This window comes from Nonomuraea sp. NPDC059194, assembly GCF_042754765.1.
Classification (GTDB): domain Bacteria; phylum Actinomycetota; class Actinomycetes; order Streptosporangiales; family Streptosporangiaceae; genus Nonomuraea.
Genome location: NZ_JBHZBH010000049.1, coordinates 12,808 through 37,483, shown reverse-complemented (window position 1 = coordinate 37,483; position 24,676 = coordinate 12,808). Strand labels below are relative to the sequence as shown.

Annotated in this window: 24 protein-coding genes; 12 read left to right on the top strand and 12 right to left on the bottom strand. The window is 70.4% G+C overall.

Annotated features, from left to right (window positions below; translation table 11 throughout):
* Nucleotides 1-300: 300 nt before the first annotated feature.
* Together ACFXJ8_RS38250 and ACFXJ8_RS38245 are read right to left on the bottom strand one after the other, a co-directional pair.
* Nucleotides 301-1,161 carry a hypothetical protein gene (locus tag ACFXJ8_RS38250; RefSeq protein WP_379649542.1) on the bottom strand — a complete coding sequence of 287 codons (861 nt, stop codon included), beginning with the start codon at nucleotides 1,159-1,161 and terminating at the stop codon, nucleotides 301-303.
* 13 nt (nucleotides 1,162-1,174) lie between these two features.
* Nucleotides 1,175-1,798, bottom strand: coding sequence for an alpha-ketoglutarate-dependent dioxygenase AlkB (locus ACFXJ8_RS38245; protein ID WP_379649540.1), 624 nt, complete (start codon nucleotides 1,796-1,798; stop codon nucleotides 1,175-1,177).
* Between the two features lie 137 nt (nucleotides 1,799-1,935).
* Here ACFXJ8_RS38245 and ACFXJ8_RS38240 point away from each other — a divergent pair, with 137 nt between their 5' ends.
* The 9 genes from ACFXJ8_RS38240 (at nucleotide 1,936) to ACFXJ8_RS38200 (ending at nucleotide 13,581) form a co-directional block, all read left to right on the top strand.
* Nucleotides 1,936-2,760, top strand: coding sequence for a fumarylacetoacetate hydrolase family protein (locus tag ACFXJ8_RS38240; protein WP_379649538.1), 825 nt, complete (start codon nucleotides 1,936-1,938; stop codon nucleotides 2,758-2,760).
* Between the two features lie 170 nt (nucleotides 2,761-2,930).
* Entirely contained in the window at nucleotides 2,931-5,291 is a 2,361-nt protein-coding gene (locus ACFXJ8_RS38235; protein WP_379649536.1) for a collagenase, read from the top strand.
* Between the two features lie 112 nt (nucleotides 5,292-5,403).
* Nucleotides 5,404-6,531: an aminotransferase class V-fold PLP-dependent enzyme gene (locus ACFXJ8_RS38230; protein ID WP_379649534.1), complete on the top strand. Its 1,128-nt coding sequence runs from the start codon at nucleotides 5,404-5,406 to the stop codon at nucleotides 6,529-6,531.
* A gap of 18 nt (nucleotides 6,532-6,549) precedes the next feature.
* A complete protein-coding gene (locus ACFXJ8_RS38225; protein WP_379649532.1) occupies nucleotides 6,550-7,854 on the top strand; it encodes an ABC transporter substrate-binding protein in 1,305 nt (434 codons plus the stop codon).
* Nucleotides 7,851-8,753: a carbohydrate ABC transporter permease gene (locus tag ACFXJ8_RS38220; RefSeq protein WP_379649530.1), complete on the top strand. Its 903-nt coding sequence runs from the start codon at nucleotides 7,851-7,853 to the stop codon at nucleotides 8,751-8,753. The genes ACFXJ8_RS38225 and ACFXJ8_RS38220 overlap by 4 nt, the downstream gene beginning before the upstream one ends.
* The gene (locus ACFXJ8_RS38215) at nucleotides 8,750-9,559 is read left to right on the top strand and encodes a carbohydrate ABC transporter permease (RefSeq protein WP_379649528.1); all 810 of its coding nucleotides are present in this window, start codon (nucleotides 8,750-8,752) and stop codon (nucleotides 9,557-9,559) included. Before ACFXJ8_RS38220 ends, ACFXJ8_RS38215 begins: the two co-directional genes overlap by 4 nt.
* A gap of 2 nt (nucleotides 9,560-9,561) precedes the next feature.
* Nucleotides 9,562-11,274 carry a glycoside hydrolase family 36 protein gene (locus ACFXJ8_RS38210; RefSeq protein WP_379649526.1) on the top strand — a complete coding sequence of 571 codons (1,713 nt, stop codon included), beginning with the start codon at nucleotides 9,562-9,564 and terminating at the stop codon, nucleotides 11,272-11,274.
* Nucleotides 11,271-12,299, top strand: a complete 1,029-nt coding sequence (locus tag ACFXJ8_RS38205; protein WP_379649524.1) for a LacI family DNA-binding transcriptional regulator — start codon at nucleotides 11,271-11,273, stop codon at nucleotides 12,297-12,299. Before ACFXJ8_RS38210 ends, ACFXJ8_RS38205 begins: the two co-directional genes overlap by 4 nt.
* 13 nt (nucleotides 12,300-12,312) lie before the next feature.
* Nucleotides 12,313-13,581, top strand: coding sequence for a hypothetical protein (locus ACFXJ8_RS38200; RefSeq protein WP_379649522.1), 1,269 nt, complete (start codon nucleotides 12,313-12,315; stop codon nucleotides 13,579-13,581).
* Here the strand turns inward: ACFXJ8_RS38200 and ACFXJ8_RS38195 are convergent.
* The 7 genes from ACFXJ8_RS38195 to ACFXJ8_RS38165 are packed head-to-tail and all read right to left on the bottom strand — an operon-like array spanning nucleotide 13,539 to nucleotide 19,722.
* A complete protein-coding gene (locus tag ACFXJ8_RS38195; protein WP_379649521.1) occupies nucleotides 13,539-13,895 on the bottom strand; it encodes a cupin domain-containing protein in 357 nt (118 codons plus the stop codon). The two genes, ACFXJ8_RS38200 and ACFXJ8_RS38195, sit on opposite strands and share 43 nt — an antisense overlap.
* A complete protein-coding gene (locus ACFXJ8_RS38190; RefSeq protein ID WP_379649519.1) occupies nucleotides 13,895-15,286 on the bottom strand; it encodes an NAD(P)/FAD-dependent oxidoreductase in 1,392 nt (463 codons plus the stop codon). The genes ACFXJ8_RS38195 and ACFXJ8_RS38190 overlap by 1 nt, the downstream gene beginning before the upstream one ends.
* The gene (locus tag ACFXJ8_RS38185) at nucleotides 15,283-16,392 is read right to left on the bottom strand and encodes an ABC transporter ATP-binding protein (protein ID WP_379649517.1); all 1,110 of its coding nucleotides are present in this window, start codon (nucleotides 16,390-16,392) and stop codon (nucleotides 15,283-15,285) included. The genes ACFXJ8_RS38190 and ACFXJ8_RS38185 overlap by 4 nt, the downstream gene beginning before the upstream one ends.
* Nucleotides 16,382-17,164 (bottom strand): ABC transporter permease, encoded by a 783-nt coding sequence (locus ACFXJ8_RS38180; protein WP_379649515.1) that lies wholly within the window; start codon nucleotides 17,162-17,164, stop codon nucleotides 16,382-16,384. Before ACFXJ8_RS38180 ends, ACFXJ8_RS38185 begins: the two co-directional genes overlap by 11 nt.
* Entirely contained in the window at nucleotides 17,161-17,988 is an 828-nt protein-coding gene (locus ACFXJ8_RS38175) for an ABC transporter permease (protein WP_379649514.1), read from the bottom strand. Before ACFXJ8_RS38175 ends, ACFXJ8_RS38180 begins: the two co-directional genes overlap by 4 nt.
* 7 nt (nucleotides 17,989-17,995) lie before the next feature.
* Entirely contained in the window at nucleotides 17,996-19,114 is a 1,119-nt protein-coding gene (locus ACFXJ8_RS38170) for an ABC transporter substrate-binding protein (protein ID WP_379649512.1), read from the bottom strand.
* A gap of 50 nt (nucleotides 19,115-19,164) precedes the next feature.
* The gene (locus tag ACFXJ8_RS38165) at nucleotides 19,165-19,722 is read right to left on the bottom strand and encodes a helix-turn-helix domain-containing protein (RefSeq protein ID WP_379649510.1); all 558 of its coding nucleotides are present in this window, start codon (nucleotides 19,720-19,722) and stop codon (nucleotides 19,165-19,167) included.
* A gap of 278 nt (nucleotides 19,723-20,000) precedes the next feature.
* Here ACFXJ8_RS38165 and ACFXJ8_RS38160 point away from each other — a divergent pair, with 278 nt between their 5' ends.
* Genes ACFXJ8_RS38160 through ACFXJ8_RS38150 form a run of 3 tightly spaced genes read left to right on the top strand, consistent with a single transcriptional unit; the run spans nucleotide 20,001 to nucleotide 22,989 of the window.
* Complete coding sequence (locus tag ACFXJ8_RS38160; protein WP_379649508.1) at nucleotides 20,001-21,302, top strand: ABC transporter substrate-binding protein; 1,302 nt, start codon at nucleotides 20,001-20,003, stop codon at nucleotides 21,300-21,302.
* On the top strand, nucleotides 21,299-22,183 hold the full coding sequence (locus ACFXJ8_RS38155; RefSeq protein ID WP_379649506.1) for a carbohydrate ABC transporter permease: 885 nt from the start codon (nucleotides 21,299-21,301) through the stop codon (nucleotides 22,181-22,183). Before ACFXJ8_RS38160 ends, ACFXJ8_RS38155 begins: the two co-directional genes overlap by 4 nt.
* Nucleotides 22,180-22,989, top strand: a complete 810-nt coding sequence (locus ACFXJ8_RS38150) for a carbohydrate ABC transporter permease (RefSeq protein ID WP_379649504.1) — start codon at nucleotides 22,180-22,182, stop codon at nucleotides 22,987-22,989. Before ACFXJ8_RS38155 ends, ACFXJ8_RS38150 begins: the two co-directional genes overlap by 4 nt.
* Before the next feature lie 83 nt (nucleotides 22,990-23,072).
* Here ACFXJ8_RS38150 and ACFXJ8_RS38145 read toward each other — a convergent pair whose 3' ends face one another.
* From ACFXJ8_RS38145 to ACFXJ8_RS38135, 3 genes are all read right to left on the bottom strand, one after another.
* On the bottom strand, nucleotides 23,073-24,005 hold the full coding sequence (locus ACFXJ8_RS38145) for a D-2-hydroxyacid dehydrogenase (protein ID WP_379649502.1): 933 nt from the start codon (nucleotides 24,003-24,005) through the stop codon (nucleotides 23,073-23,075).
* A gap of 62 nt (nucleotides 24,006-24,067) precedes the next feature.
* Nucleotides 24,068-24,250 (bottom strand): hypothetical protein, encoded by a 183-nt coding sequence (locus ACFXJ8_RS38140; RefSeq protein ID WP_379649500.1) that lies wholly within the window; start codon nucleotides 24,248-24,250, stop codon nucleotides 24,068-24,070.
* Nucleotides 24,251-24,338: 88 nt separating this feature from the next.
* Entirely contained in the window at nucleotides 24,339-24,581 is a 243-nt protein-coding gene (locus tag ACFXJ8_RS38135) for a hypothetical protein (protein ID WP_379649499.1), read from the bottom strand.
* Nucleotides 24,582-24,676: the final 95 nt, after the last annotated feature.

Here is a 24,676-nt window from a genome sequence, read left to right as displayed (position 1 = left end):
TTCCCCCTCACCGCCGATCCCCCTCGCAGGCGCTCTGGCCCTCCTGATCGACGGCGCTCCCCTCGGAGGCACCCTGACCCGCCTGATCGCCGCCGCTCTTCGCCGCCGCCAACCCCCGCTTACCTTCCCCCTCACCGCCGATCCCCCTCGCAGGCGCTCTGGCCCTCCTGATCGACGGCGCTCCCCTCGGAGGCACCCTGACCCGCCTGATCGCCGCCGTTCTCCTCGCAGGCGTCGTTGGCCCGCTTGATCGCCGCGGCAGGCGTCGGTCACCGGCGCGGGTCGCCCGGGGGGTCCGGGTCAGCTGTCGAGGGTGGCCAGTTCGGCGGTCAGGCTGGCGCGAGCCCTGGCCTCCCACAGGTCGTGGCCGAGTGCCGTGCGGTACAGGCGTGGCGCGGCCAGCAGTCGCCGCAACACCTGCGCCCTGCCCAGCCTGAACAGCTCGTCGGGGACGTGGGCGTACTCCTGCCGGACGGCCGCCGCGTAACCCGCGTAGTCGTCGCCCCCCAGGACGGCGAGGTCGGCGTCGCACAGCACGGCCCCGTTCGCGTCCCGCCCCGCCGCCGGACCCGATCCCAGCCGATCCGACCCTCGCCCATCCGATTCTGGCCGATCCGATCCTCGCCCATCCGATTCTGGCCGATCCGATTCTGGCCGATCCGGTTCTAGCCGATCCGGTTCTAGCCGATCCGATGCTGGCCCATTCGATCCGGGCGCGCCCGGTGCTGGCGCGCCCAATCCTGGCTCGCCCGGTGCTGGCTCGTCCCATCCTGGCGCGGCTGGTCCTGGCGGGTCGGGGGTGTAGTCGGGGTCGTGGGTGGCGGTGAGGCGGACGAGCCTGGCCACCTCGGCGACCCGCTCACCTGGCACGCCGCACCTGGCCAGGCGGGACTGGGCGAGCTGGGCGCTGCGCTCCTCGTCCGAGCCCGCTTTCCCGTCGTAGACGGCGTCGTGGAACCACGCGGCCAGCCGTACCGCATCGGGGTCGTCGGCTACCGGCGCCAACCGGTCGATCGCGTCCAGGACCGCCCGCAGATGGTCGAGAGTGTGATAGCGGCGGTGCGGCTCGGCCCACCTGGCGACGAGCTCCGCCCCCACGGCCCCCGCCGCGCGGGACGAACCGGCCAGCGCGACCCAGCCGTCGAGGAGAGAGTGCGACACGCGCCGAGCCTACTCAGCGGACGCCGCGCGGGCGGAACTGGACGCTGACCCGGGGCCCGACCGGGCGGGCCGTCTTGGGGATCGCGTGTTCCCAGGTGCGCTGGCAGCTGCCGCCCATCACGATGAGGTCGCCGTGGCCGAGCTCGTGTCGCACCGTCGCACCCCCGCCCCCGCGGGGGCGCAGCAGCAGCGCGCGGGGCGCGCCGACGGAGACGATGGCCACCATGGTGTCCTCGGTGCCGCCCCGTCCGATCGTGTCGCCGTGCCAGGCCACGCTGTCGCGGCCGTCGCGGTAGAAGCACAGGCCCGCCGTGGCGAACGGCTCGCCCAGCTCGGGGCCGTAGTGCTCGTCGAGGGCCGCCCTGGCCTCCTCCAGCATCGGGTCGGGGAGCGCTTGGCCCTCCTCGTAGAAGGCCAGCAGCCGGGGCACGTCGACCACCCGGTCGTACATGTGCCGTCGTTCGGCATGCCAGGGCACCCCGGCGATCAACCGGTCGAGCAGGGCGTCGGCGCCGCCGATCCAGCCGGGCCTGAGGTCGATCCAGGCGCCGCGACCCAGGTCGACGCGCCTGACCGTGGACCCGAGCGGCCCGGGACCCTCCGAGGAGAAGCAGTCGAGCAACGAAGCCTGAAACATGTGTTCGATTATAGGCCTTTGACCCGCGAAAATGACAACCGTTCGAGGATCGCGGGCACCCCTTCCGGCGGCCACGGCCGGTGGTGGGTAGGACTGTGGAGCGGCGGCACCGCACCACGCCGCGGAAAGGGGCTGACGTGACCCACATCGTGCGTTTCACCGACCAGGTCGGCGTGCTGACCGGAGACCTCATCGCACCCATGGGGCTGTCGCTGACCGAGCTGCTCGCGTTGCCGGCGGCCGAGATCGGTGCGCTGGTCGCCAGGCACACCCCGCTGGCAAGCGTGCCCGTCTCCGAGGTACGGCTGCTCGCCCCCGTCGAAGGCCGCATGGAGGTGTGGGGCGCGGGCGTCACCTACGAGCGCTCGCGCGCCGCCCGCGTCGAGGAGAGCGGGCGCGACCTCTACGACGCCGTCTACGACGCCGAACGGCCCGAGCTGTTCTTCAAGGCCACGCCGTGGCGGGTCTCGACCGACGGCGAGCTCGCGGGCATCAGGGCTGACGGCGCGTGTGTGCCGGAGCCCGAGCTGGCGATCGTCGCCAACCGGTACGGCGAGCCCGTCGGGGCCGTGGTCTGCGACGACCTGACCGCTCGAAGCGTCGAAGGGGAGAACCCGCTCTACCTGCCCCAGGCCAAGTGCTTCACCGGCAGTTGCGCGCTCTCGCCCGCGATCAGGCCATGGTGGGAGCTTCCTGGTGAGCTCTCCATCGAAATGGAGATCGTCCGCGACGGGGAGAAGGTCTTCTCCGGCGCCACGGGGACCGGGCGGCTCCGCCGTACGCCCGAGGAACTGCTGGGGTGGCTCTTCCGCGCCCAGAGCTTCCCCGAAGGGGTGGTGCTGGCCACGGGCACGGGCATCGTGCCGCCGCTGGAGTTCTCGCTCCGGCCTGGGGACGAGGTGACGATCACGATCGGCGACGTGGGGGTGCTGCGGCAGCGCGTGGCGGGTTCCCCCGGCTGACCCGGCCACCTGGGCACGCCGATCCAGCGCCGCGAGCAGACTGATATGAACGTTCATAGAACTCTTGCCTTCCAACAAAGGGTGTGACATGTTACACATCACGTAGCCCATCGCGGCGGGCCGAAGATTCGGGGGCCCGGCCCCACCGCGCTCCACCCCCAGGAGTAGCGATGAGGAAATCCCTGCTGAAAGCGGCTGTTGTGGCCCTGGCGCTCGGCCTCGGAGCGGGCGGCCTCGCCCCCGCCTCCCACGCCGCCTCCCTCGAGTTATCCGCGGCGGCCCCGCCCCCCGCGGTCGCCGCCCAGACCGAACCCTCCGCCCAGACCGAACCCTCCGCGCCCACCGAACCCGCGCACGCTGCGGCGACGCCGGGCCGGGCCCCGTCGGGCGACCGGCCGCCGCCCGCGGGAGACGACTCGGCCGCCCGCCCGCACCGGCAGGCCGAGCCGCTGCCCGCCACCGAGCTTCCGCCGCTCGCCGAACCCCGGAAGGAGAGCAGGCGCGACTACGACGACCCCACCGCGACAGAGCCCACGCGCCCGCGCCCCTCCGAGCGGTCCGCCAGGGCGGCGGCGGCCTGCGACGTCACCGACTTCACCACCAGGACGGGCGACGCTCTCGTGGCGGCGATCAAGGCGGCGCAGGTCTCGTGCGTCAACACGCTGTTCACGCTGACCGGCACCGACGCTCGCGGCGCCTTCAGGGAATCTCAGATGATCACCGTGGCGGACGCCCTGCGCGGCGCCGCGCCCTCCTACCCCGGCGACAACTCCACCTCCGTCGAGCAGATCGTGCTCTACCTGCGCGCCGGCTACTACGTGCAGTGGTACAACCAGGACGCGGTCGGGCCGTACACCGAGAACCTGCAGGTGCCGGTGCGCGCGGGGCTCGACGCCTTCTTCGCCGCGCCGGCTTCCAGAACCGTCTCCGACGCCAACGGAGAGGTGCTCACCGAGGCGGTCATCCTGACCGCGAGCTCGGGAGAGAACGCCCGCTACATCCCGGTCATGAAGCGCCTGCTCGACTCCTATGACAGCGCGCACAACGCCTCGTGGTGGATGCGGAACGCGGTCTACGAGGCCTTCAACACGATCTTCCGGGGCCACTGGAGGCCCGACTTCGTCGCCGCCGTCGCCGCCGACCACGGCCTGCTCCACTCTCTGAAGGCCTTCGCCGAGAACCATCTCGACCTGCTCGGCACCGACTCCGCCTTCATGACCGTCAACGCCGGGCGAGAGCTGGCCAGGTTCCTCACTCACCCCGAACTGGTCCCGACCGTCAAGCCGATGGTGAAGGCCATGCTGGAGGAGTACTCGATGACCGGCAGGACCGCTCCGCTCTGGATCGGCATCGCGGACGTGACCTTCGGCAGCGTCCCCGGCGACTGCGCCTCCTACGACGTGTGCGACCTGCCCGCCAAGCTGAAGGCCGTGGCCCTGCCACTCACTCACACCTGCGGACCGACCCTGCGCATCCTGGCGCAGGAGATGACCGCGGCGCAGTTCGCCACGACCTGCGCGAGCCTGGCCGATCAGGACGCCTTCTTCCACGACCTGGTCGACTCCGGCGGCAGACCCGTCGCCGATGACGGCAACGCCACGCTGGAGGTGGTCGTCTTCGACTCCAGCGCCGACTACCGGATGTACGCGGGCCCGATCTACGGCATCGACACCAACAACGGCGGCATGTACCTGGAAGGCGACCCGGCCGCGGCGGGCAACCAGGCCCGGTTCATCGCCTACGAGGCGACGTGGGAGCGTCCCGACTTCGCGGTGTGGAACCTCAACCACGAGTACACGCACTACCTCGACGGCCGCTTCGACCTGTACGGGCACTTCGGCTCGCCGACCACGCCCGTCGTGTGGTGGAACGAGGGCCTGGCCGAGTACGTGTCGTGGTCCTACCGCGGCCTGCCCAACACCACCGCCTACACCGAGGCCGGCAAGCACAGCCACCCGCTGCGCGAACTCTTCGACACCGCCTACGGCCAGGGCGAGAACCGGATCTACGTCTGGGGCTACCTCGCCGTCCGCTACATGTTCGAGCGGCAGCGGGCCGAGGTCGCCACGCTGCTCGGTCACTACAGGGCGGGGAACTGGAGCGCGGCGGGCGGCCTGCTGCGTTCGCTCGACCACGAGGCCGACTGGCGGACGTGGCTGACCGCGTGCGCGGCGGGCGCGTGCGCCGAGCCTCCCGCGCTGCCCGACTGCCCTGGCGACGACCCGCGTCTCATGGGCGAGGACTGCAGGCGCACCGGGATCGGGCACACCGACCAGAACCACGCCTACTTCTACCTGTGGATCCCGCCGGGCGTGACCAGGCTCACGGTCACCTCCTCGGGCGGCACGGGCAACCCCGACCTGTACGTCAGGCGGGCGGGATGGGCGACCAGCACCTCCTATGACGCTCGGTCCACGGGCCCGGGCACCTCGGAGAGCCTGGTGGCCGACGTCACGCCGAACAGCTGGAACTACGTCAGCCTGTACGGCGTGACGGACTTCAGCGGCGTCACACTGACCACCGAGTACTGACCCCGCACGAACGGGTGCGCCAGGGGTCTTCCCGGCGCACCCGGTTTACCCTAATATGAACGTTCATATCCCCCCTCCCCCCTTGGAGCCCCTGATGCGGCGAGCCGACGATATGAACGTTCAACTCGCCCGCTACCTGGCCCGATTCGACGACCTGCCCGGCTACGTCGACTTCGCCAGGGTGGGGCCGATCTCGCACGACGTCGCCATGACGCTCGTCGAGGCGGCACGGCTGAGCAGGGGCGAGCAGGCGGTGGAGGCGCTGTCGGCACGGGCCGAGGCGGTACGCGCGTGCGCGGCTCGGTTCCTGCGCGCCGCGCCGCACGAGGTCGCCTTCGCCACCTCCACCAGCCACGCCCTGTTCGCGGCCGCGGCCGCCTTCCGTCCCGGCACCCCGGACGAGGGCGTGATCCTGGTGCGGCGCGGCGAGTTCCCCGCGAACGTCTACCCGTGGCTGCGCTTCCAGGACCGCGGAGGCCTGCGGGTGCGCTGGATCGACGCCCCTCGGGTGACCCCCGAGAACGTCGCCGCGCACCTGACCCCCGACGTCAGGGCCCTCACGGTCAGCGCGGTGGACGCGCTGACCGGCCACCGGCCGCCGCTCGGCGCGCTCAAGGAGGTCCTCGGGCCGCACCGGGTCCTGGTGGTGGACGCCATCCAGGGCCTCGGCGCGGTCCCGCTGGAGCTCGACGCCGCCGACGTGCTCGCCTCCGGTGGCCAGAAGTGGCTGAGGGCGGGATGGGGCGCGGCCCTCTTCCTGGTCCGCGACCGCGTCGCCGACTTCCTGTTTCCCGGCCTGGGCGGGTGGCCGGGCGTCCGCGACCCCCTGGCGTCGGACGACCATCCGCGCGAGCCGCTCAGTGGGGCGGACGCGCACGCCATGACCAATCCCGACTATCCGGCCGTCAGCTGCCTCGGCGCCGCCCTCGACCTCGTCACCGCCGTGGGCGTCGAGGCGATCGGCGCGAGGATCGCCGACACGCTCGGCGCCCTGCTCGACACCGCCAGAGCCGCCGGCGCGGAGATCCCGCACGACGGCCTGTCCCCCGGCGAGCGCGGCGGCATCGCCTGCCTCCGCCTCCCCGGACACGACCCGGTGGACGTCCACGCCGCCCTCGCGAGAGCGGGGCTCACCACCACGCTGCGCGGCCGCTGGATCCGGCTGTCCCCCCACGCCACCACCCCGAGCCAGGCCGTGGACCGCCTGGCCGAGGGCCTGCGTACCGCACGCAGGCCCTGACCCCCCGAAAGGAACGCCATGATCAACCGTCGCGCGGCCCTCGCCGTCCTCCTCACCGGCGCTCTCACCGCGGCCTGCGGCACCGCAGGGAAACCGGAGCAGGCGGGCCCCGTCAAGATCACCGTCTGGTCGTGGAAGCCCGCCTCCGACGGCCTGGCCGCCGTCGCCAAGGACTTCGAGAAGGCCAACCCGAACATCAAGGTCACCGTCCAGGCGGTCGGCAACCCCGCCATCTGGGACAAGATCACCATCGGCATGGCCGCGGGCGGCAAGGGCCTGGGCGACGTGCTGCACATCGGCATCGACTACCTGCCCGGCTACATGGACAAGTTCCCCGGCGGCCTCGCCGATCTGCGCAAGCTCGGCGCCGACTCCCACAAGGACGCCTTCGCCACGGGCCTGTGGCCGACCGTGACCGGCAAGGACGGCGGTGTCTACGCGATGCCGTGGGAGGTCAACCCGGTCGGGTTCTTCTATCGCAAGGACCTGTTCGACAAGGCGGGCGTCGACGTGGAGAAGATCACCACGTGGGACGAGGCGATCGAGGCGGGCAAGAAGCTCAAGGAGAAGACCGGCGCCTTCCTCATCGGCCTCAACAAGCCGGCGGCCAACGGCGTGGACATGGACTTCTACCAGTCGCTGCTCCAGCAGCAGGGCGCGTTCTACTTCAACCGGCAGGGCGAGGTGACGCTGAGCTCGGCGCCCGCCGTCCAGGCCATGGCGCTGCTCAAGAGGATGAACGACGCGGGCATCGTCGCCGACACCTCGGGTGAGGGCACGGCCAAGCAGCTCATCAGCGGCGGCAAGCTGGCCGTGCTGCCGTGGGCGGCGTGGGCGGTCAGCTACATCCCCGAGATGCGCCCGGAGCAGAAGGGCCTGTGGCGCGTGATGCAGCCGCCCGCCGTGACACCCGGCGGCAAGCGCGCCGCGATCGTCAACTCCACGCACCTGGCGGTGTCGGGCACCAGCCCGCACCAGAAGGAGGCGTACGCGTTCGTGGAGTACGCGCTGACCAGGCCCGAAGTGATCAACAAGGTGTTCAAGGAGGGCGGCGTCTTCCCCGCGCTGACCGCGGCCTACGCCGACCCGAGGTTCACCGAGCCCCAGCCGTACTTCGGCGACCAGCCCGCGCTCAAGACGTTCGTCGACGCGCTCACCGAGGGCGCCGACGCCACCTACTACTCGGGCGACTACGCGCGGGCGCTGAAGATCGCCAGTGACGCGCAGACGAAGGTGCTCCTCAAGGGCGCCGACCCGGCGACCGCGCTGACCGAGGCCGCCACGCTGCTGGCCCAGCAGACGAACAGGAAGCTCGCCGGATGACGCTCACGCTGTCCAGGCCGCAGGCGCGGGCGCGGACCAGGCGGTCGTTCGTCACCAGGCGGAACATCCCCTACCTGCTGATCATGCCCGCGCTGCTCGGCTTCCTGCTCTTCAAGGCCTATCCGATCCTGGCCGCGATGTACATCAGCCTGACCACCGGCGCGGGCGCGGCCCGCACGTTCGTCGGGCTCGACAACTACGTGCGGCTGGTGAACGACCCGCTGTTCTGGACCTCGCTGTGGAACACCGGGCTCATCCTGGTCGTCCAGGTGCCGATCATGCTGCTGCTCGCGCTGCTGCTGGCGCTCGGGCTCAACTCCCCGTCCGTACGGCTGCGCGGCCTGTGGCGGCTCGGGGTGTTCATGCCGAGCCTGACGGGCCTGGTCGCCTACGGCGTCATGTTCTCGGTGATCCTGCGCAAGGACGCGGGCCTGCTCAACTGGATGCTCAGCTTCTTCGGCGTGGCGCCGATCGACTGGCTGGGCAGCCCGTTCTGGGCCAGGATCGCCATCGTCATCGCCCTGACCTGGCACTACACCGGCTACAACGCGGTGATCTACCTGGCGGGCCTGCAGAGCATTTCCAAGGAGCTGTACGAGGCGGCGATGGTGGACGGCGCGGGCGCCGTGCGCAGGTTCTGGTCGATCACGGTGCCGCAGCTGCGGCCGATCCTGGCGCTGACCGTGGTGCTGTCGACGATCGGGACGCTGCAGCTGTTCGACGAGCCGTTCGTGCTGACCGGCGGCGGTCCCGACAACTCCACGCTGACGATCTCGCTCTACCTGTACCAGAACGGCTTCCGCTACTTCGACTTCGGTTACGCCGCGGCGATCGCCTACGCCCTGACGTTGATCGTGGCCGGGTTCGGCATCGCACAGATGAGGTTGCAGAAGAAATGAAGGGCTGGACGCTGACTTTCACGCTGGCCGTGGTGTTCGGGCTGTGCGTCGGCCCGTTCTACTGGCTGGCCATGGCCGCCACGCACGGCAACGCCGAGATCTTCTCCTGGCCGCCGAAGTTCTACCCCGGCGACCAGCTGGCCGCGAACACGGCCAAGCTGGAGGAGTCGATCGGCCTCGTGCAGGTGCTGGGCAACACGCTGTACGTGGCGGTCGTGCAGACCGCGGGGGCGATCGTGGTGTCGCTGCTGGCGGGCTACGCCTTCGCCAAGTTCTCCTTCAGGGGCCGCAACCTGTTCTTCGTGCTGCTGCTGTCGACGCTGGTCATCCCCGGCGGCGTCACCATCATCCCGATCTTCGAGATGATGAACGACCTCGGGCTGATCGACAGCTATCCGGCGCTGATCCTGCCGAGCCTGTCGGTGCCGTTCGGGATCTTCCTGATGCGGCAGTCGCTGCTGGCCGTGCCCGACGAGCTGCTGGACGCGGCGCGGGTGGACGGCGCGGGCGAGCTGCGGGTGCTCTGGCGGGTGGTGATCCCGGTGATGCGGCCCGTCCTGGCCGCGCTGGCGGTCTTCCTGTTCCTCGGCGCGTGGAACGACTTCCTGTGGCCGCTGATCGCGCTGCGCACGCCCGAGATGTACACGCTGCCGGTCGCGCTGGCCACGCTGCAGGGGCTGGCCAGAACCGACTTCGGCCAGGTCATGGTGGGCACGGCGATCTCCTCGCTGCCCATGATGATCCTCTTCCTCGTTCTCCAGCGACAGTTCATCTCCGGCCTGCTGGCCGGTGCCACGAAGGGATAGACATGCAGATCTGGGAGCCGCACGCGCTCGGCGAGACGACCGTGGTCCACGCGGGCGAGGTCGAGGTGGCGGTCGCGGGGACCACCGGCGTCACGGTGACGGCGGTCGCCGAGGGCGTCTGGCTGATCGACGCCCCCGAGGCGACGGCGGCGCAGTGGAAGGTGCCGTGCGTGAACACCGCCGCCTTCTGGACGCCGGGCAGCGGCACCCGCTGGGTGCCGCCGATCTGGAACGCGCCGATGTCGGCCAGGCTGACCATGGGTGCGCCGGTGGTGAGCCTGGTCGGTACGGCGGGCGCCAACGTGTGCACGGCGGCACTGGCCGAATCGGTGGCGACGGTGAGCTTCACCGGAGGGCTGATCGAGGAGACCGGCGAGTTCGTCTTCACCCTGCAGGGCGACGGGCTGCGCATCAGGCTCGACCTGTCGGACCGGCTGTACTCCGCGGCCCTGGCCGGGGTGGCCGAGTGGTGGCAGGCGGGCCGCGCGCTGCCGCCGACCCCGCGTCAGGCCAGGCTGCCGGTCTACTCCACCTGGTACAGCATGCACCAGGAGGTCACGGCCGAGTCGGTGGAGCTGCAGGCCAGGCTGTCGAAGCGGCTCGGCTGCGAAACGATCATCGTGGATGACGGGTGGCAGACCGCCGACCGGGCCCGCGGCTACGCCTTCTGCGGCGACTGGGAGCCCAACCAGGAGGCGTTCCCCGACCTCGCGAGCCATGTGCGCAGGGTTCAGGGCAACGGCATGGCCTACCTGCTGTGGTACGCGCTGCCGTTCGTCGGCAAGCACAACGCGGCCTTCGAGCGCTTCGACGGCCGCTTCCTGCGCTACCTCGACCACATGGACGCGGCGGTGCTCGACCCTCGTCACCCCGAGGTCCGCGGGTTCCTCATCGACAAGCTGGCCCAGGCGGTCGAGCTCTGGGGCATGGATGGCCTGAAGATCGACTTCGTGGACCGGTTCGCCACGCCGGGCGGCGATCCCGCGCCCACCGAGGGCGCCGACTGCGCGGAGGTGGACGAGGGGGTACGGCGGCTGCTGCACGATCTCGACGCACGGTTGCGCCGGGCCAGGCCCGAGGTGCTGATCGAGCACCGCCAGCCGTACACGAGCCCCGGGCTGTGGCCGTACACGAACATGGTGCGGGCGGCCGACTGCCCCCTCAGCCCGCAGGAGAACCGGCAGCGCACGATCGACCTGCGGCTGACCGCCGGACCCGTCGCCGTGCACTCGGACATGATCCTCTGGCACCCCGGCGAGCCCGCCGAGCAGGTGGCGGTGCATCTGATCAACGCGCTGTTCTCGGTGCCGCAGGTGTCGGTCGACCTGGCGGCGCAGCGGCCCGACCAACTGGCCGCCATCGAGTTCTGGCTGGGAGTCTTCCGCCGCCACCTCGACACGCTGCAGCTGGGCGTGCTGGAGCCCGCGCAGCCTGAACACGGCTATCCGCTCGTGCGGGCCTACGATGGGCAGACCACGATCATCGCCCGCTACGCTCCGCTCGCCGTGGAGGTGCCGGGCACGGGCGAGGTGCTCGTCGCCAACGCCGACCCCGACCCCCGCGTGGCCCTGTACGGCGCGGGCGAGGCACGAGCCGAGGTCCTCGACTGCGCAGGGGCGCTCGTCTGGGCCGGCAGGCTCCGGTTCGAGGCGGGCGTGAGCCTGGTCGAGGTGCCCATGGGCGGCCTGCTCAAGCTGAGGAGAGACCAGGAGTGACGGCACGTCGGCCGCGCGAGCGCGGGGTCACCATCGAGGACGTCGCGCGCGCGGCCGGCGTGTCACGTCAGACGATCTCCAACGCGCTCAACGCCCCGCACCGGCTGAAGGCCGAGACGCTGGAGCGGGTGACGGCGCTGATCGAGGAGCTCGGCTACCGGCCCGACCAGTCGGCGCGCAGCCTGAAGTCGGGCACCAGGCGGATCATCGCCTACCCGACGCCGGTGGACGATCCGGCCAACCCCAACCCCTTGATGGGCGGATTCCTCGAGGCGGTCGTGACGGCGGCGGGCGAGGCGGGCTACCGGATCCTGCTGGTGCGGCCGCGTCCCGGCCAGAGCCAGGAGCAGGCGCTCGACGAGCTGATCGCCGCGCGGACGGTGGACGGCTTCCTGCTGTCCGACATACTGCGCGACGATCCCCGCGTCGCCCATCTGGCGGCCGAGGGCTTCCCCTTCGCCGCCTTCGGCCGGACCGGACCCGAGCACCCGCAGTCGTGGGTGGACGTCGACAGCGTCCAGGCGGTGATCGAGCTGGTGGGCCTGCTGGCGGCCAGAGGACACCGCAAGGTCTCCTTCCTCGCCTCGTCGGCCGGGCAGCCGTGGATGGACGACCGGCGCGACGGGTTCCTCGCGGGCGTGCGCCGCCACGGACTGGCGGGGCAGGTGTTCTCCGTGCCGGGCGACGACCCGGGCGAGATCGTCGCGGCCACCCGCGAGCTGCTCGCGAGCCGCGCCCGCCCGACCGCGATCGTGGCGGGGGGCGACTGGCTCGCGCTCGGCGTGTACGCCGCCGCCAGGGCCGAGGGCGTGGAGATCGGCGCGGATCTGGCCCTCGTCGCCTTCGACGACCTGCCCGTCACCGCGTTCCTGCAGCCTGCCCTGACCACGGTGCGGCTGCCGCTCCGCCGTATCGCCGAGGCGCTGGTCAGCCGGCTGCTGCGGATCGTCGAGGACGGCGTCACCCCCCAGGCGGGCCTCCTGCTCCCGGCCGAGCTGGTGATCCGCCCCAGTCTCGGCCCCTGATCGGAAGGTTCTCATGCGTATCGACTCCTCGAACGAGGAGCTGGTGGCGATGTTCGAGTGGGCGTGCGACCGGGCGCTGCGCTGGGCGCACCCCGCCGGGTCGCGCGGCCCGCTCAACGTCGACGAGCGGCAGCCGTACGGCATGGGCGAGGGCGTCTACCTGCCCTCCTACTGGGCGGGCTACGCCCACCGCAGCGGCTTCTACCTGCGCGACTTCGTCCACCAGCTCCCCGGGGCCCACCTGCTCGGCCTCCACGCGGCCAACCTGGCGATGCTGCGCTGCTTCGCCGCCTCGGCCACCGAGGAGCACGGCCACCGCCCCGTGTGGGCCTTCAACTTCGACGGCTCGTACCTGTCTATCGACTACCGCGGCCCCGGCGCGTTCGTCAGGGAGGCGCCCGCGGTCTACGAGCTGGTGGAGGCGGGCGCCGTCGCCTACCGGTGGACGGGCGACCGCTCCTACGTGGACGACCCCGTCCTGTGGAACTACTACCGGCGGGCGGTCGACCTGCCCCCGACCGCCCTGGGGACGGGCATCTTCGACGGCACCGCCACCTACAACGAGCAGGACGGCGAGCCGCTGGCGGTGGCCGGTGACGGCCTCGCCGCGCGGTACGCCGCCTTCCTGGCGATGGCCGAGCTGTCCAGGGCGCGCGGCCTGGACGGCGACGACTACGAACGGCGGGCTCTCGACCTGCGCCGCCACTTCGCCGCCGAGTGGAAGGGCGTGCGCGGCTTCACCCGGGACGGCACGCCCGTCATGGGCTGGGGCATGGAGAGCAGCTGGTTCCCCGCGCTGAAGCGGCTCGCCGCCGACGAGGACCTCCTGGACCACATCGACGCTCAAACCCGAGGTCCCGGCAGGCCGCACAACGTGGAGGCGTGGACGTACCTGCCGGACACGTTCTTCCGCCATGGCAGGCCGGAGACGGCCTGGCGGTGGATGAGGGAGATCTTCGCCTCCCGCGAGGGAGAGCACGTGGCGGGCGGGCGTAACGGCGACTATCCGGAGGTGTCGTTCACGCTGGTCAGCCAGGTGGTCGAGGGTCTGCTGGGGGTGCGGCCGCACGGCGCGGCGATCGTCACGGAGCCCTCGCTGCCCGCGGGCGTCGCCTGGCTGGCCGTCTCCGGCATCCCCGTTAACGGCGGCAGCGTGGCGGTCCGCCACGAGGGCGGCACCACCACGCTCACCAACCTGTCACGGCACGTCACCTACACCTGGACGGCCTGGGACCGCACTCAACGGGTGCCGCCGGGCGCCACTGCGTCAATCATCACGTAGGTCTTGCGCATCGTCTCGTGCACCACCCACGTGCCCTTCCATCCGTCCGGCAGCACCACGGTCGAGCCGGGGACGAGCTCGGTCACCTCGCCGTCCTCGGTGGTCAGCGTGGCCCTGCCGGTCAGGATCTGGCAGATCTCGTGGAAACCGTCGCGCACGGCGGTGAAGGTGCCAGGCTCGCACTCCCACACCCCCGTCTCCGCGCCGCCGTCGCGCCACAGCTCGAGCGTCGACTCGCGCTGCCCGGTCAGGCTGGTGGGCTTGGGAACGGCGGGCGGCAGCGATACCGAAACGGCGTCTGTCAGATGCGTCATCAGCGCCCCGCGATCAGGTTGGCCAGCCGGGCGTACCCGGAGGTGGAGGTGCCCCTGTCGTTCTCGCGCCGGTCGGCGGCGCGGAACAGCGTGTAGATGAGCTGCACGCCGATGTAGCGCAGCGGCTCAGGCTCCCACTGGCGGACCTGGCGGCCCACCCACGGCAGCGCGGTCAGCTCGGTGTCCTGCCGCAGCACCAGGTCGCGCAGCGTGCGTCCGGCCAGGTTGGTGGTGGTGACGCCGCTGCCGACGTAGCCGCCCGCCCAGCCGAGCCCCGTCTCGTGGTCGAGGTGCACGGTCGAGCACCAGTCGCGGGGCACGCCGAGCACGCCGCACCAGGAGTGCTCGATGCGGGCGTCGGCCGCGGCGGGGAAGAGCTTGACCAGCATCCGCCACAGCGACTCGACGGTCCAGCGCTGGGTGGCGCCGCGGTCGTCGGTGCGGGAGCCGTACCGGTACGGCACGCCGCGCCCGCCGATGGCGATGCGGTCGTCGGCGGTGCGCTGGGCGTAGATGTAGGCGTGCGCCTCGTCGCCGAGCAGCTCGCGGTCCTCCCAGCCCAGGTGCTTCCACACGTCGGCGGGCAGCGGCTCGGTGACGATCATCGAGCTGTTCATCGGCAGCCACTGGCGGCGCTGGCCCTCGATGCCCGCGGTGAAGCCCTCGGTGGCCCGGATGACGTACTCCGCCTTCACCACCCCCCTGGTGGTGATCGCCTGCCTGGGCTTGATCGCGGTGACCGTGGTGCCCTCGAAGATGTCGACGCCGAGCGCCTCGACCACGCCGGCCAGGCCCACGGCCAGCTTGGCGGGCTGGATGCGGGCGCAGTGCGGGCTGAAGGTGGCGTCGAGCGCTCCGGCCACGCGCAGGCGCGACTCGCGCTCGTCGCGCTCCAGCAGGCGCAGGTCCTGCTCGCCGTACCCCCACGCGCGCAGCTCGTCGAGCTCCTCGTGCAGGCGGCGGCGCTGGGCCGGGTTGGTGGCGGTGTGGATGAGCCCGCCCTTGTGGATGTCGGCGTCGATGCCCTCCTCACCGGCGACGCGGATGACCTCGTCGACCGAGGCGAACATGGCGTGCTGCAGGTCGATCATCGCCTGTCGTCCGCGCGCCTTGGCGTGGCGCTCGCGCGAGCCGGCGAACTCGGCCGACAGCCAGCCGCCGTTGCGGCCCGAGGCGCCGAACCCGGCGAACTCCTTCTCCAGGATCGCGATCCGCAGGTCGGGCTGGGCCTTCTTCAGGTAGTAGGCGGTCCAGAGGCCGGTGTAGCCGCCGCCCACGATGGCCACGTCGTAGTCGCGCGAGCCGGGCAGGGCCGCCCTGCGCTCGGGGATGCCGATCTGCCGGTACCAGAAGGAGACTCCTCCGTTGGCGAAGTCCTTGGTGACGTTCACGTGAGCACAGCCTCCGCGTCGCTTTCGTCATGTAGGAGGACGGCGTCGGCGACGCGCCAGGTCAGCGTCACCTCGTCGCCCACGCGGGCCTCGCTCAGGCCACCGGCCTGCTCGCGGACCAGCGCGGGCGAGCCGTCCGGCAGCCGCAGCTCCAGCTTGCGGCTGGAGCCCAGGTAGATCTCGCCGGTGACGGTGCCGGGCAGGGCGTTCCAGCCCGCCTCGGCCTCGTGCCCCGGCTTGCGTACGGCCAGCCGCTCGGGCCGCACCACCAGGGCGCCGTCCCTGCCGCCGATGCCGCCGGCGCCGCTGATGTCGCTGAGGTCGCCTTGGACGCGCAGGTTGCGCGCGCACACCCCGATGCCCTGGTCGGAGACCGGCCCGCGCAGGACCGTCGACTCGCCGAGGAACTTGGCGACGAACAGCGTCTTGGGCCGCTCGTACAGCTCGGAGGCCGGTCCGACCTGCTCGATGCGGCCCTTGTTGAACACCGCGATCCGGTCGGACAGCACCAGCGCCTCGTCCTGGTCGTGCGTCACGTAGACGAACGTGGTGCCGAGCTCGGCGTGGATGCGCTTGATCTCCAGCTGCAGCCAGTCGCGCAGCTTCTTGTCCAGCGCGCCGAGCGGCTCGTCCATCAGCAGCACGCGCGGGTTGTAGACGATCGCGCGGGCGACGGCGACGCGCTGCTGCTGGCCGCCGGACAGCTCACGCGGGTAGCGGTGGCCGAAGTCACCGAGGTGGACGGTGGCCATGGCCGCCTCCACCAGCTCCGTGCGCTTGGCCTTGGGCACCTTGCGCTGCTTGAGCGGGAAGGCGATGTTCTCGGCGACCGTCATGTGCGGGAAGAGGGCGTAGTGCTGGAAGACCATGCCCATGTCGCGCTTGTGCGGCGGGGTGGCGCCGATGGAGGCGCCGTCGACGGTCAGCTCACCGCTGGTCTGCTTCACGAAACCGGCGATGATGTTGAGCGTCGTGGTCTTGCCCGAGCCGCTGGGCCCGAGCAGGGTCATGAACTCGCCCGGCTCGATCGACAGCGACACGTCGTCGACGGCGACGAAGTCGTGGTAGGTCTTGGTCAGGCCGGTGAGCTGGATGCTACTTGGCACGGGTCCTCCTGGCGACGAAGAAGGTGGCGACGAGGACGAGCGTCGTGGTGAGCGCGATGATCATCGTCGCCGCGGCGGCGATGGTCGGGTCGGTCTCACGGGTGACGCTGGCGTACATCTTCACCGGCAGGGTCTGCAGGTAAGGGCTCTGGATGAACAGCGAGACGACCACCTCGTCGAAGCTGGTCACGAAGGCGAACAGCGCCCCCGAGGCCACGCCGGGGGCGACGAGGGGAAGCGTCACGCTGCGGAAGGCGGTCCACCTGCTCGCTCCGAGGCTGGCGGCGGCGTCCTCCAGCCGCCTGTCGAAGCCGCGCAGCGAGGCGGTGACCGGGATGATGACGAACGGCAGGGCCAGCACGGTGTGCGCCATGACGAACCCCGTGAGGGTGCCGACGAGCTGGAACTTCAGGAACACCGCGTAGACGCCGATGGCCAGCACGACGCCCGGCACGATCATCGGCGCCAGCATGGAGCCCTGGGCCAGGGCCAGACCCTTGATCTTCGCCCTGGTCAGGCCGAGGGCGGCCGCCGTACCGAGGACGGTGGCCACGACCGTGACCAGCAGCGCCACCTGCACGGAGGTCCCGAGCGCGGACATCCAGGAGGTGTCACTGAAGAAGTTGGCGTACCACCGGGTGGAGTAGCCGTCAGGGGGGAACTTCAGCGACGGCCGGTCGGTGAAGCTCAGCGGCACGACGATCAGTGCGGGCGCGACCAGCCAGACGCCGATCAGCGCGCAGAAGGCCCAGAGCAGGCCGCGGGCCCTCATCCTGTCACCTTCCTTCCGGTACGGCGCAGCGTCAGCGCCAGCAGCGCGATCATGGCGAGTGTCAGCCCGAGCAGCACGACGCCCATCGCGCCGCCGCGACCCCACTTGAGCAGGCCGTTCACCTGGGTGAAGATCTGCTGCGAGATCAGCGCGTCGGTCGGCGAGCCCAGCAGCGCGGGGGTGACGTAGAAGCCGAGCGCGCTGATGAACACTGTCAGGCATCCGGCCGAGACGCCGGGCAGCGACAGCGGCACGTACACCTTGAGGAACGCCTTGACCGGATGGGCGCCCAGGCTGGTGGCCGCGGGCAGCAGCCGCCTGTCGATGCCGCTCATCACCGCGTACAGCGGCAGCACCATGAACGGCATCAGCAGCTGCACCATGCCGATGACCACGCCGGTCTGGGTGCGGATGAGGCTGAAAGGCCCCATCCCGAGCGTCCCGAGCAGCTTGTTGATCACGCCGGTGTCCTGGAGGAGGATCACCCAGGCGAACGTGCGCACCATGAGGCTGGTCCAGAACGGCACCAGCACCAGGAGCGTCAGGATCGCCCGTGCCTTGGCCCCCGCGATCGTCATCGCGTAGGCGTAGGGGTAGGACAGCACCAGCGCGACCAGCGTCACCCAGAACGCGGTGCTGAACGTCCTGCCGAGCACCTGCAGGTTCGCCCTCTCCCCGAAGAACCAGGCGAAGTTGCCCAGCCCGGGTTCGGGGTCGGTGAAGGCGCTGATCAGCATCGTCACCAGCGGGTAGAGGAAGAAGACGCCGAGCGCGATCAGCGCGGGCAGCAGGAGGAGCGCGGGCCCCGCCGTTCTCTCTTTCACGGCGCGCTCAGCCCCCGAGCCAGGCGGACCACTTCTCGATCATCTCGGCCTGGTGCTCGGCCCACCACTTGTCGTCCACCTTCAGCGCCTTGTCCGCCACTTCGGGGCGGGTGGTCAGGAAGGAGGTGGCGAGTTCGTCGAGTTTGGGCTTGGCGTCGGTGTTGATGGGCGAGTAGGAGGTCAGTTCGGTGAGCTTGGCCTGCTGCGGGGCGCCGAGGTAGTAGTTGATCAGCGCCATGGACGCCTTCACGTTCTTGGCGTTCTTCGGCACGCTCAGCGAGTCCATGACGGGCATCCACTGGTTCCACTGGACGTCGAACGTGGCGCCGTTCTTGATGCCGGAGTAGGCGCGACCGCTCCACATCATGATCATGTCCACCTCGCCGGACTCCAGCAGCTGCTGGGATTCGGCGCCGGTCTTCCAGAAGACCAGGTTGGCGCGGACCGAGTCGAGCTTCTTGGTGGCCCTGTCGACGTCGATCGGGTAGAGCTTGTCAGGTGCGACGCCGTCGGCCACCAAGGCGGCCTCGAACGGGCCCGGCGCGGAGTCGCCGGGGGTGCCGGGGATGCCGCGCTTGCCGGGGAACTTGGCGGTGTCGAAGAAGTCCTGCCAGCCCTGCGGCGGGTTGGCGCCGAACTTGTTCTTGTTGTAGGCGAGGACCATGCCGTACTGCATCGCGGGGACGCTGCACTCGGTGGCCAGGCCCGCAGGGATCTTCGACTTGTCGATGATCTTGTAGTCGAGCGGCTGCAGGAGCTTGCCGCACTGGGCCTCGGCCCAGATGGAGTCGGTGTCGACGACGTCCCAGGTGACGTTGAAGGAGTCGACCTGCGCCTTGATCTTGGCGTAGTCGGTGGGGCCGTCCTGCAGCACCTGGGCGCCCGACTCCTTGGCGAAGGGGTCGACGGCCGCGTCCTGCTGGCCCTTCTGGTAGATGCCGCCGTAGGAGACGAAGGTCAGGTTGACGCCCTTCAGGGCGTCCTTCTTCACGGTTCCTGCCTGTGCGGGGCCGGAACCGAGGTCGATGTCCGCGGGCGCCGCGGCGCCTCCGCCGCAGGCCGCAGCCAGCAGGAGGGAGGCCGCGGCGATGGCCGTACCGGCCAGCCGCCTGGGTCGCATGAGCATGGTTGCCCCCTCGTTGATCGTGATATGGGGTTCTTGCGGGTGGGTCAGGGTCAGTCGGGCGTGGGCGGGCCGATGATCCACAGGACCTCGGCCTCCTCCCCGCCGTCGTTGACGACGCGATGCGGGATCGAGGTGCGGTACTCGACGCTGTCGCCCGGCCCCATCTGGACCAGGTTCTTCTCGGCCAGATGGACGGCCACCGTGCCGCGCAGGACGATGAGGATCTCCTGGGAGTCGCCGTGGGTGTACTGGTCGTCTCCCGTGGACGCTCCCGGCTCGAACTCGCCGCTGTAGACCTCCAGGTTCTGGAGGGGTCGCTGCGAGATCAGGTACTTGCGTGAGCCTCGTCCCGCGTGCAGCTCAGGCCGCTCGGTCTTTCTGACGACGCGATGGCCGTTCGCGTCCTCTTCACTGAACAGATCGGCGACCGTGATGCCGAGCGCTTCGGCGATCCGCCGAAGCATCCCGACGCTTGCGCTGGTCTGGCCACGCTCCAACTGACTGATGAAGCTGGCGCTCGCCTGGGCCTGCGCCGCCAGACCTCTGACGGTCATCTGGCGCATGCTCCGGTACGCACGGATCCGGTCGCCCAAGGGCTCAGGTGCCATCGAACGTCTCGATTCTCTGCACTGAACAAGTTGTTAAGCAGCAATGAAGGGACCGTACAAACGCCTGAACCGGCACAGCAAGGGGACGGTTGATTACAAATCAGTCAAGTGTGATCGCGGTCACGTCATGGAACCGGAAAAACCCCAGGTCACCGGCCGAACGGAGCGAAGGTAAAAATCCGGCAAGCCCGAAGGGGGCTGGCGGAGGTGCTGTATTCAGCGTACGTTACTCAGCACGCATTATTCAGCGTGTGACATGGTACATACCTGGAGCGGACGTGAAAGCGCTCCTTGCCGCCGCGGCGGCGCTGGTCACCCTGGCCGGGTGCGCGACAGGCGGCGTCCAGCAGGCCGCCCCGTCGATCGCGCCGAGCTCGCAGGAGCTGTCGGGCGAGGTCACGGTGTGGTCCTTCGACGTGGGCGCCAAGGCGCTGCAGCGCCTGGCGCCGGAGTTCATGAAGCTGCACCCCGGCGTCAAGGTCGAGGTGACCGACGTCGGCTACGACAACGCCTACGACAAGATCACGGTCGGGCTCCAGTCGGGCGCGGGCCTGCCTGACGTCGTGCACCTGGAGGACGAGCGCGTCTCGGCCTACGCCAAGAACTTCCCCAACGGCCTGGTCGACCTCGGCCCCGTCGCCGGCAGGTACAAGAGCGACTTCGACCCCGCCAAGTGGCGGACCGCCTCGGGTCCCGGCGGCAAGCTCTACGCCCTGCCGTGGGACTCCGCGCCGGTCGGCCTGTTCTACCGCCGCGACTACTTCAAGCAGGCGGGCGTCCGCGCCGAGGACATCACGACCTGGGACGAACTGGTCAAGGTCGGCCAGAAGGTCAAGGCCGCGACGGGCAAGCGGCTGTTCGTCTCCGACCTGGGCAACAGCACCCCGCTGTTCACCGCCCTGCTGCAGCAGCAGGGCCAGGGCCTGTTCAAGGACGGCAAGGTCGCGGTGAACTCGGCGGCGGGCGTGAAGGCGCTGACCCTGATGGCCGAGCTGAACAAGCAGGACCTGCTGCAGAACGAGAAGGGCTGGGACGGCCGGGTCACCGCCACCAAGGAGGGCAAGGCCGCCACCGCGCCCACCGCTGTGTGGTGGACCGGCACGCTGACCTCGGAAATGCCCGAGCTGTCGGGCAAGTTCGGGGTCGTCCCGCTGCCCGCCTTCGAGGAGGGCGGGGTGCGCACCTCGGCCAACGGCGGCTCCATGCTCGCCGTCACCGGGCAGACCCGCAACCAGCAGGCCGCCTACGCCTTCGTCGAGTTCGTGACCGCGAACAAGGACAGCCAGCTGTCGATGATGAAGACCGAGAGCTTGTTCCCCGCCTACCTGCCCGCGCTGGCCGACCCCTCCTTCGGCCGGCCCGTCGAGTACTTCGGCGGGCAGGCGGTCGACCAGATCTTCGCCGAGCAGGTGCGCGCCATCCCGCCCATCGAGTCGACGGACGACGACGCCGAGGCGGCCGAGTTGCTGAAGAAGCTGCTGTCGCGGGCCGTGGTCGGCGGCGAGGACCCCAAGACCGTGCTGGACGAGGCCGCCGAGCAGATCTCGACCGCCACCAAGCGGGAGATCGCGGCGCCGTGACCGCGCTGACCGAGAAGCTCGTCAGGGTGCCCGCCCTGACGGGCCCCCGCCACCGGCGGCTCATCCCGTGGATCTTCGCGGGCCCCGCCACGGCGCTGTTCGCCGTCTTCTTCGCCTATCCGCTGGCGGCCTCGCTCCTGCAGAGCTTCCAGCGGACCGAGGACGGCGTCACCGAGTGGGCGGGCCTCGACCAGTACGCCAGGCTGCTGGCCGACGCCAGGTTCGGCCAGTCACTGCTGAACGTCGGCCTGATCCTGCTCGTCCAGGTGCCGATCATGATCGGGCTCGCGCTGGTGCTGGCCTACGTGCTCAACCAGTCGTGGCTGCGCTTCCGTGCCACCCTGCGCGTCGCCTTCTTCCTGCCCGCCGTCACCACGCTCGTGGCGTACGCGGTGGTGTTCAGGGTGCTGCTGAAGACCGAGGGCGGCATGGTCAACCAGCTGCTCGGCCACGAGATCGCCTGGCTGGACGACCCGATGTGGGCGCGGGTGGCGCTCATCGCCTCCATCACCTGGCGGTGGACCGGCTACAACATGGTCATCCTGCTGGCCGGACTCCAGGCGATCGGCAGGGCGCAGTACGAGGCCGCGGCCATCGACGGCGCGGGGCCGTGGCGGACGTTCACCAGCGTGATCGTGCCGCAGCTCAAGCCGGTGATCCTGTTCTGCTCGATCACCTCCACGATCGGCACCCTCCAGCTCTTCGACGAGAACAAGGTGCTGACCGACGGCGGCCCCGACGACGCGACGCTCTCCCCGATCCTGCTGCTGTTCCAGGTCGGCTTCAAACAGTTCGACTTCGGCTACGCCGCCGCGATGGCGTGGGTGATCGTGCTGATCATCGGCGTGCTGTCCTACGCCCAGTTCAGGTGGTTGAAATGAGACGGCTGCTGGTGTGGCTGCTGGTGGCGGCGGGCGCCGCCGTCAGCGTCGCGCCGTTCTACTGGATGGCGGTCGCCTCCACGCACGACACGAGCGAGCTGTTCCGCTCGCCGCCGCCGTTCCTGCCGGGCGACGACCTGCTGGCCAACCTGCGGGGGCTGGAGGAGACGGTCGGCTTCACCAGGGTGGTCGTCAACAGCCTGGCCACCGCGCTCGTCTACACCGTGGGCAGCGCGCTGGTCAGCGCCATGGCGGGCTACGGCCTGGCGAAGTTTCGATTCAAAGGACGCGGCCTGCTGCTCGCGGTGGTCCTCGCGACGATGATGATCCCCTTCCAGGTGCTGCTCGTGCCGCTGTTCCAGATGATGGCGAGCATCGGCTGGGTCGACACCTACCAGGCGATCGTCATCCCGTTCCTGGCCAACTCCTTCGGCATCTTCCTGATGCGGCAGGCCTTCCTCGACTTCCCCGACGAGCTGATCGAGAGCGGCCGCCTGGACGGCGCGGGCGACCTGCGGATCTTCTACCGGATCGTGCTGCCCGTGGTCCGGCCGCAGCTCGGCGCGCTGGTGATCTTCACGTTCATGAGCCAGTGGAACTCCTTCATCTGGCCGCTGCTCATGCTCAACTCCGAGGAGAAGTACGTGCTGCCCGTCGCGCTCAGCCACCTGACCGGGCTGACCCGCGTCGACTACTCGGGGCTGATGCTCGGCGCGCTGCTGGCGACGCTTCCGCTCATGCTCGTCTTCTTCGTCTTCCAGAAACAGTTCGTCTCCGGCCTGCTCGGCGGCGCGGTGAAGGGCTGACCCCCGCCTTCCCGGGCCGACCCCCGCACTGGACACGCCCCTTCGCGCCCCGCGACCGCTGGCGGTGGCTGTCCGGGCGGGGATCAGTAGCCTCTCGACCATCGCACGACGTTGCGCAGCGGCTCCCCCGCGACGAACCTGCGCCAGTTGTCCTCGAAGACCTCGAGGATCTGGCCCGACTCCCGATCGGAACCGCCCGCGGTGTGCTGGGTGAGCAGCGTGTTGGGGCTGCTCCACAGCGGATGCCCGGGCGGCAGCGGCTCGGTCGCCGTCACGTCGAGGACGGCCCCGCCGAGCCGTCCCTCCCGCAGCGCCGCCGCCAGCACCTCCTCGTCGACCAGCGAGCCGCGCCCGGCGTTGACGAAGATCGCCCCGGGCGGAAGCAGCGCCAGCCGTTCCGCGTCGACCAGGCCCGCCGTCTCCCGCGTGCCCGGCAGCAACCCCACCAGCACGTCGGTCTCCGGGAGCAGGGCGTCGAGCTCGGCCAGGCTCATCCGGCGCGAGTAGAGCGTGACGCGGCAGCCGAACGGGGCGAGCAGTTCGGCCAACCGCCGCGCGATCGTGCCCGCGCCGAGGATGACCACCGACGCACCGGTCAGCAGGCGCAACCTCGGTCTGATCGGCTCCTTCGACCAGGTCTGCCGCTCGCCCAGCCTGACCAGCTCGTCGAGCCCCCGGTAGAGCGCGAGCAGGCCCGCCAGACAGGTCTGCGCGACGGGGTCGGCGAACGTGCCCGCCAGGTTCGTGACGGTGATGCGCCTGCCGAGCTCGGCCCAGTCGAGCCCCAGATATCGGTCGATGCCCATGGACGACAGCTGCAGCCATCGCAGGCCACCGCTCGCCTCCAGCCATTCGGGCGGGCAGTTGCCCACCGCGACACTCGCCGCGGCGAACGCCTCGGCGTCACGGTCGGTGTGCTCCTTCGGCCGGGCGAACCAGACGGGCACCCCGCCGACGAGCGCGCGGATCCGCTCCCGCTCGGCGGCGGTGAGCGCCAGCTCGACGTAGAGGCTCATCGGTTCACACCGCGTCATCAGCCCACTCCAGCTCGGGTCGCGTCATCTCGGCCCGCGACACTTCAGCCCGCGCCCATTCGGCCCGCTTCATCGGGCCACCCGCGCAGGGCCCCGGCCAGGCCGGTGGCGGGCGGCTCGGTGGCCAGCTCGCGGAGCTGGTCGGCCAGCGCCAGCGCCTGCTCACGTGACATGCGCGGCTCGGTGCCCGTGTAGAACACCACGATGTCCCCCGAGGGGGAGCGCACAGGAGTGAACGGAAGAGAAGGGGAGATCACCATGATGGATCTCAGTCTTCCGTACCCGACCGACAGTTTCGGCGTTTCAGCGGTGAGCTCACTCGGCGATGCGGTCGACCAGCCTCGTCCAGAAGGCGATCAGCTCGTTGCCGGTGTAGCGGATGAAGTGGATCCGGTCGTGTCCACGGTAGACGGCCACCTCCGTCAGCGGGGCGCCGCCCTCCTCGAAGCTGGTGTAGAGGGAGGTCCAGTCGTCGGGGCCGGGCACCCACTCGGGGAAGGCCAGGCGAGCGGCCTGGTCACGCAGTGCGGAAACCCAGCGCTCCCCCGAGGAGTCCATACTTCACGGTGACAGCGGCCGCCCCAAGGCGCGGCAAAACCCCCACTTCACAGCGTCCCCCGACCCTGTTGAGTCCCCTTGGTCAACACGAACCC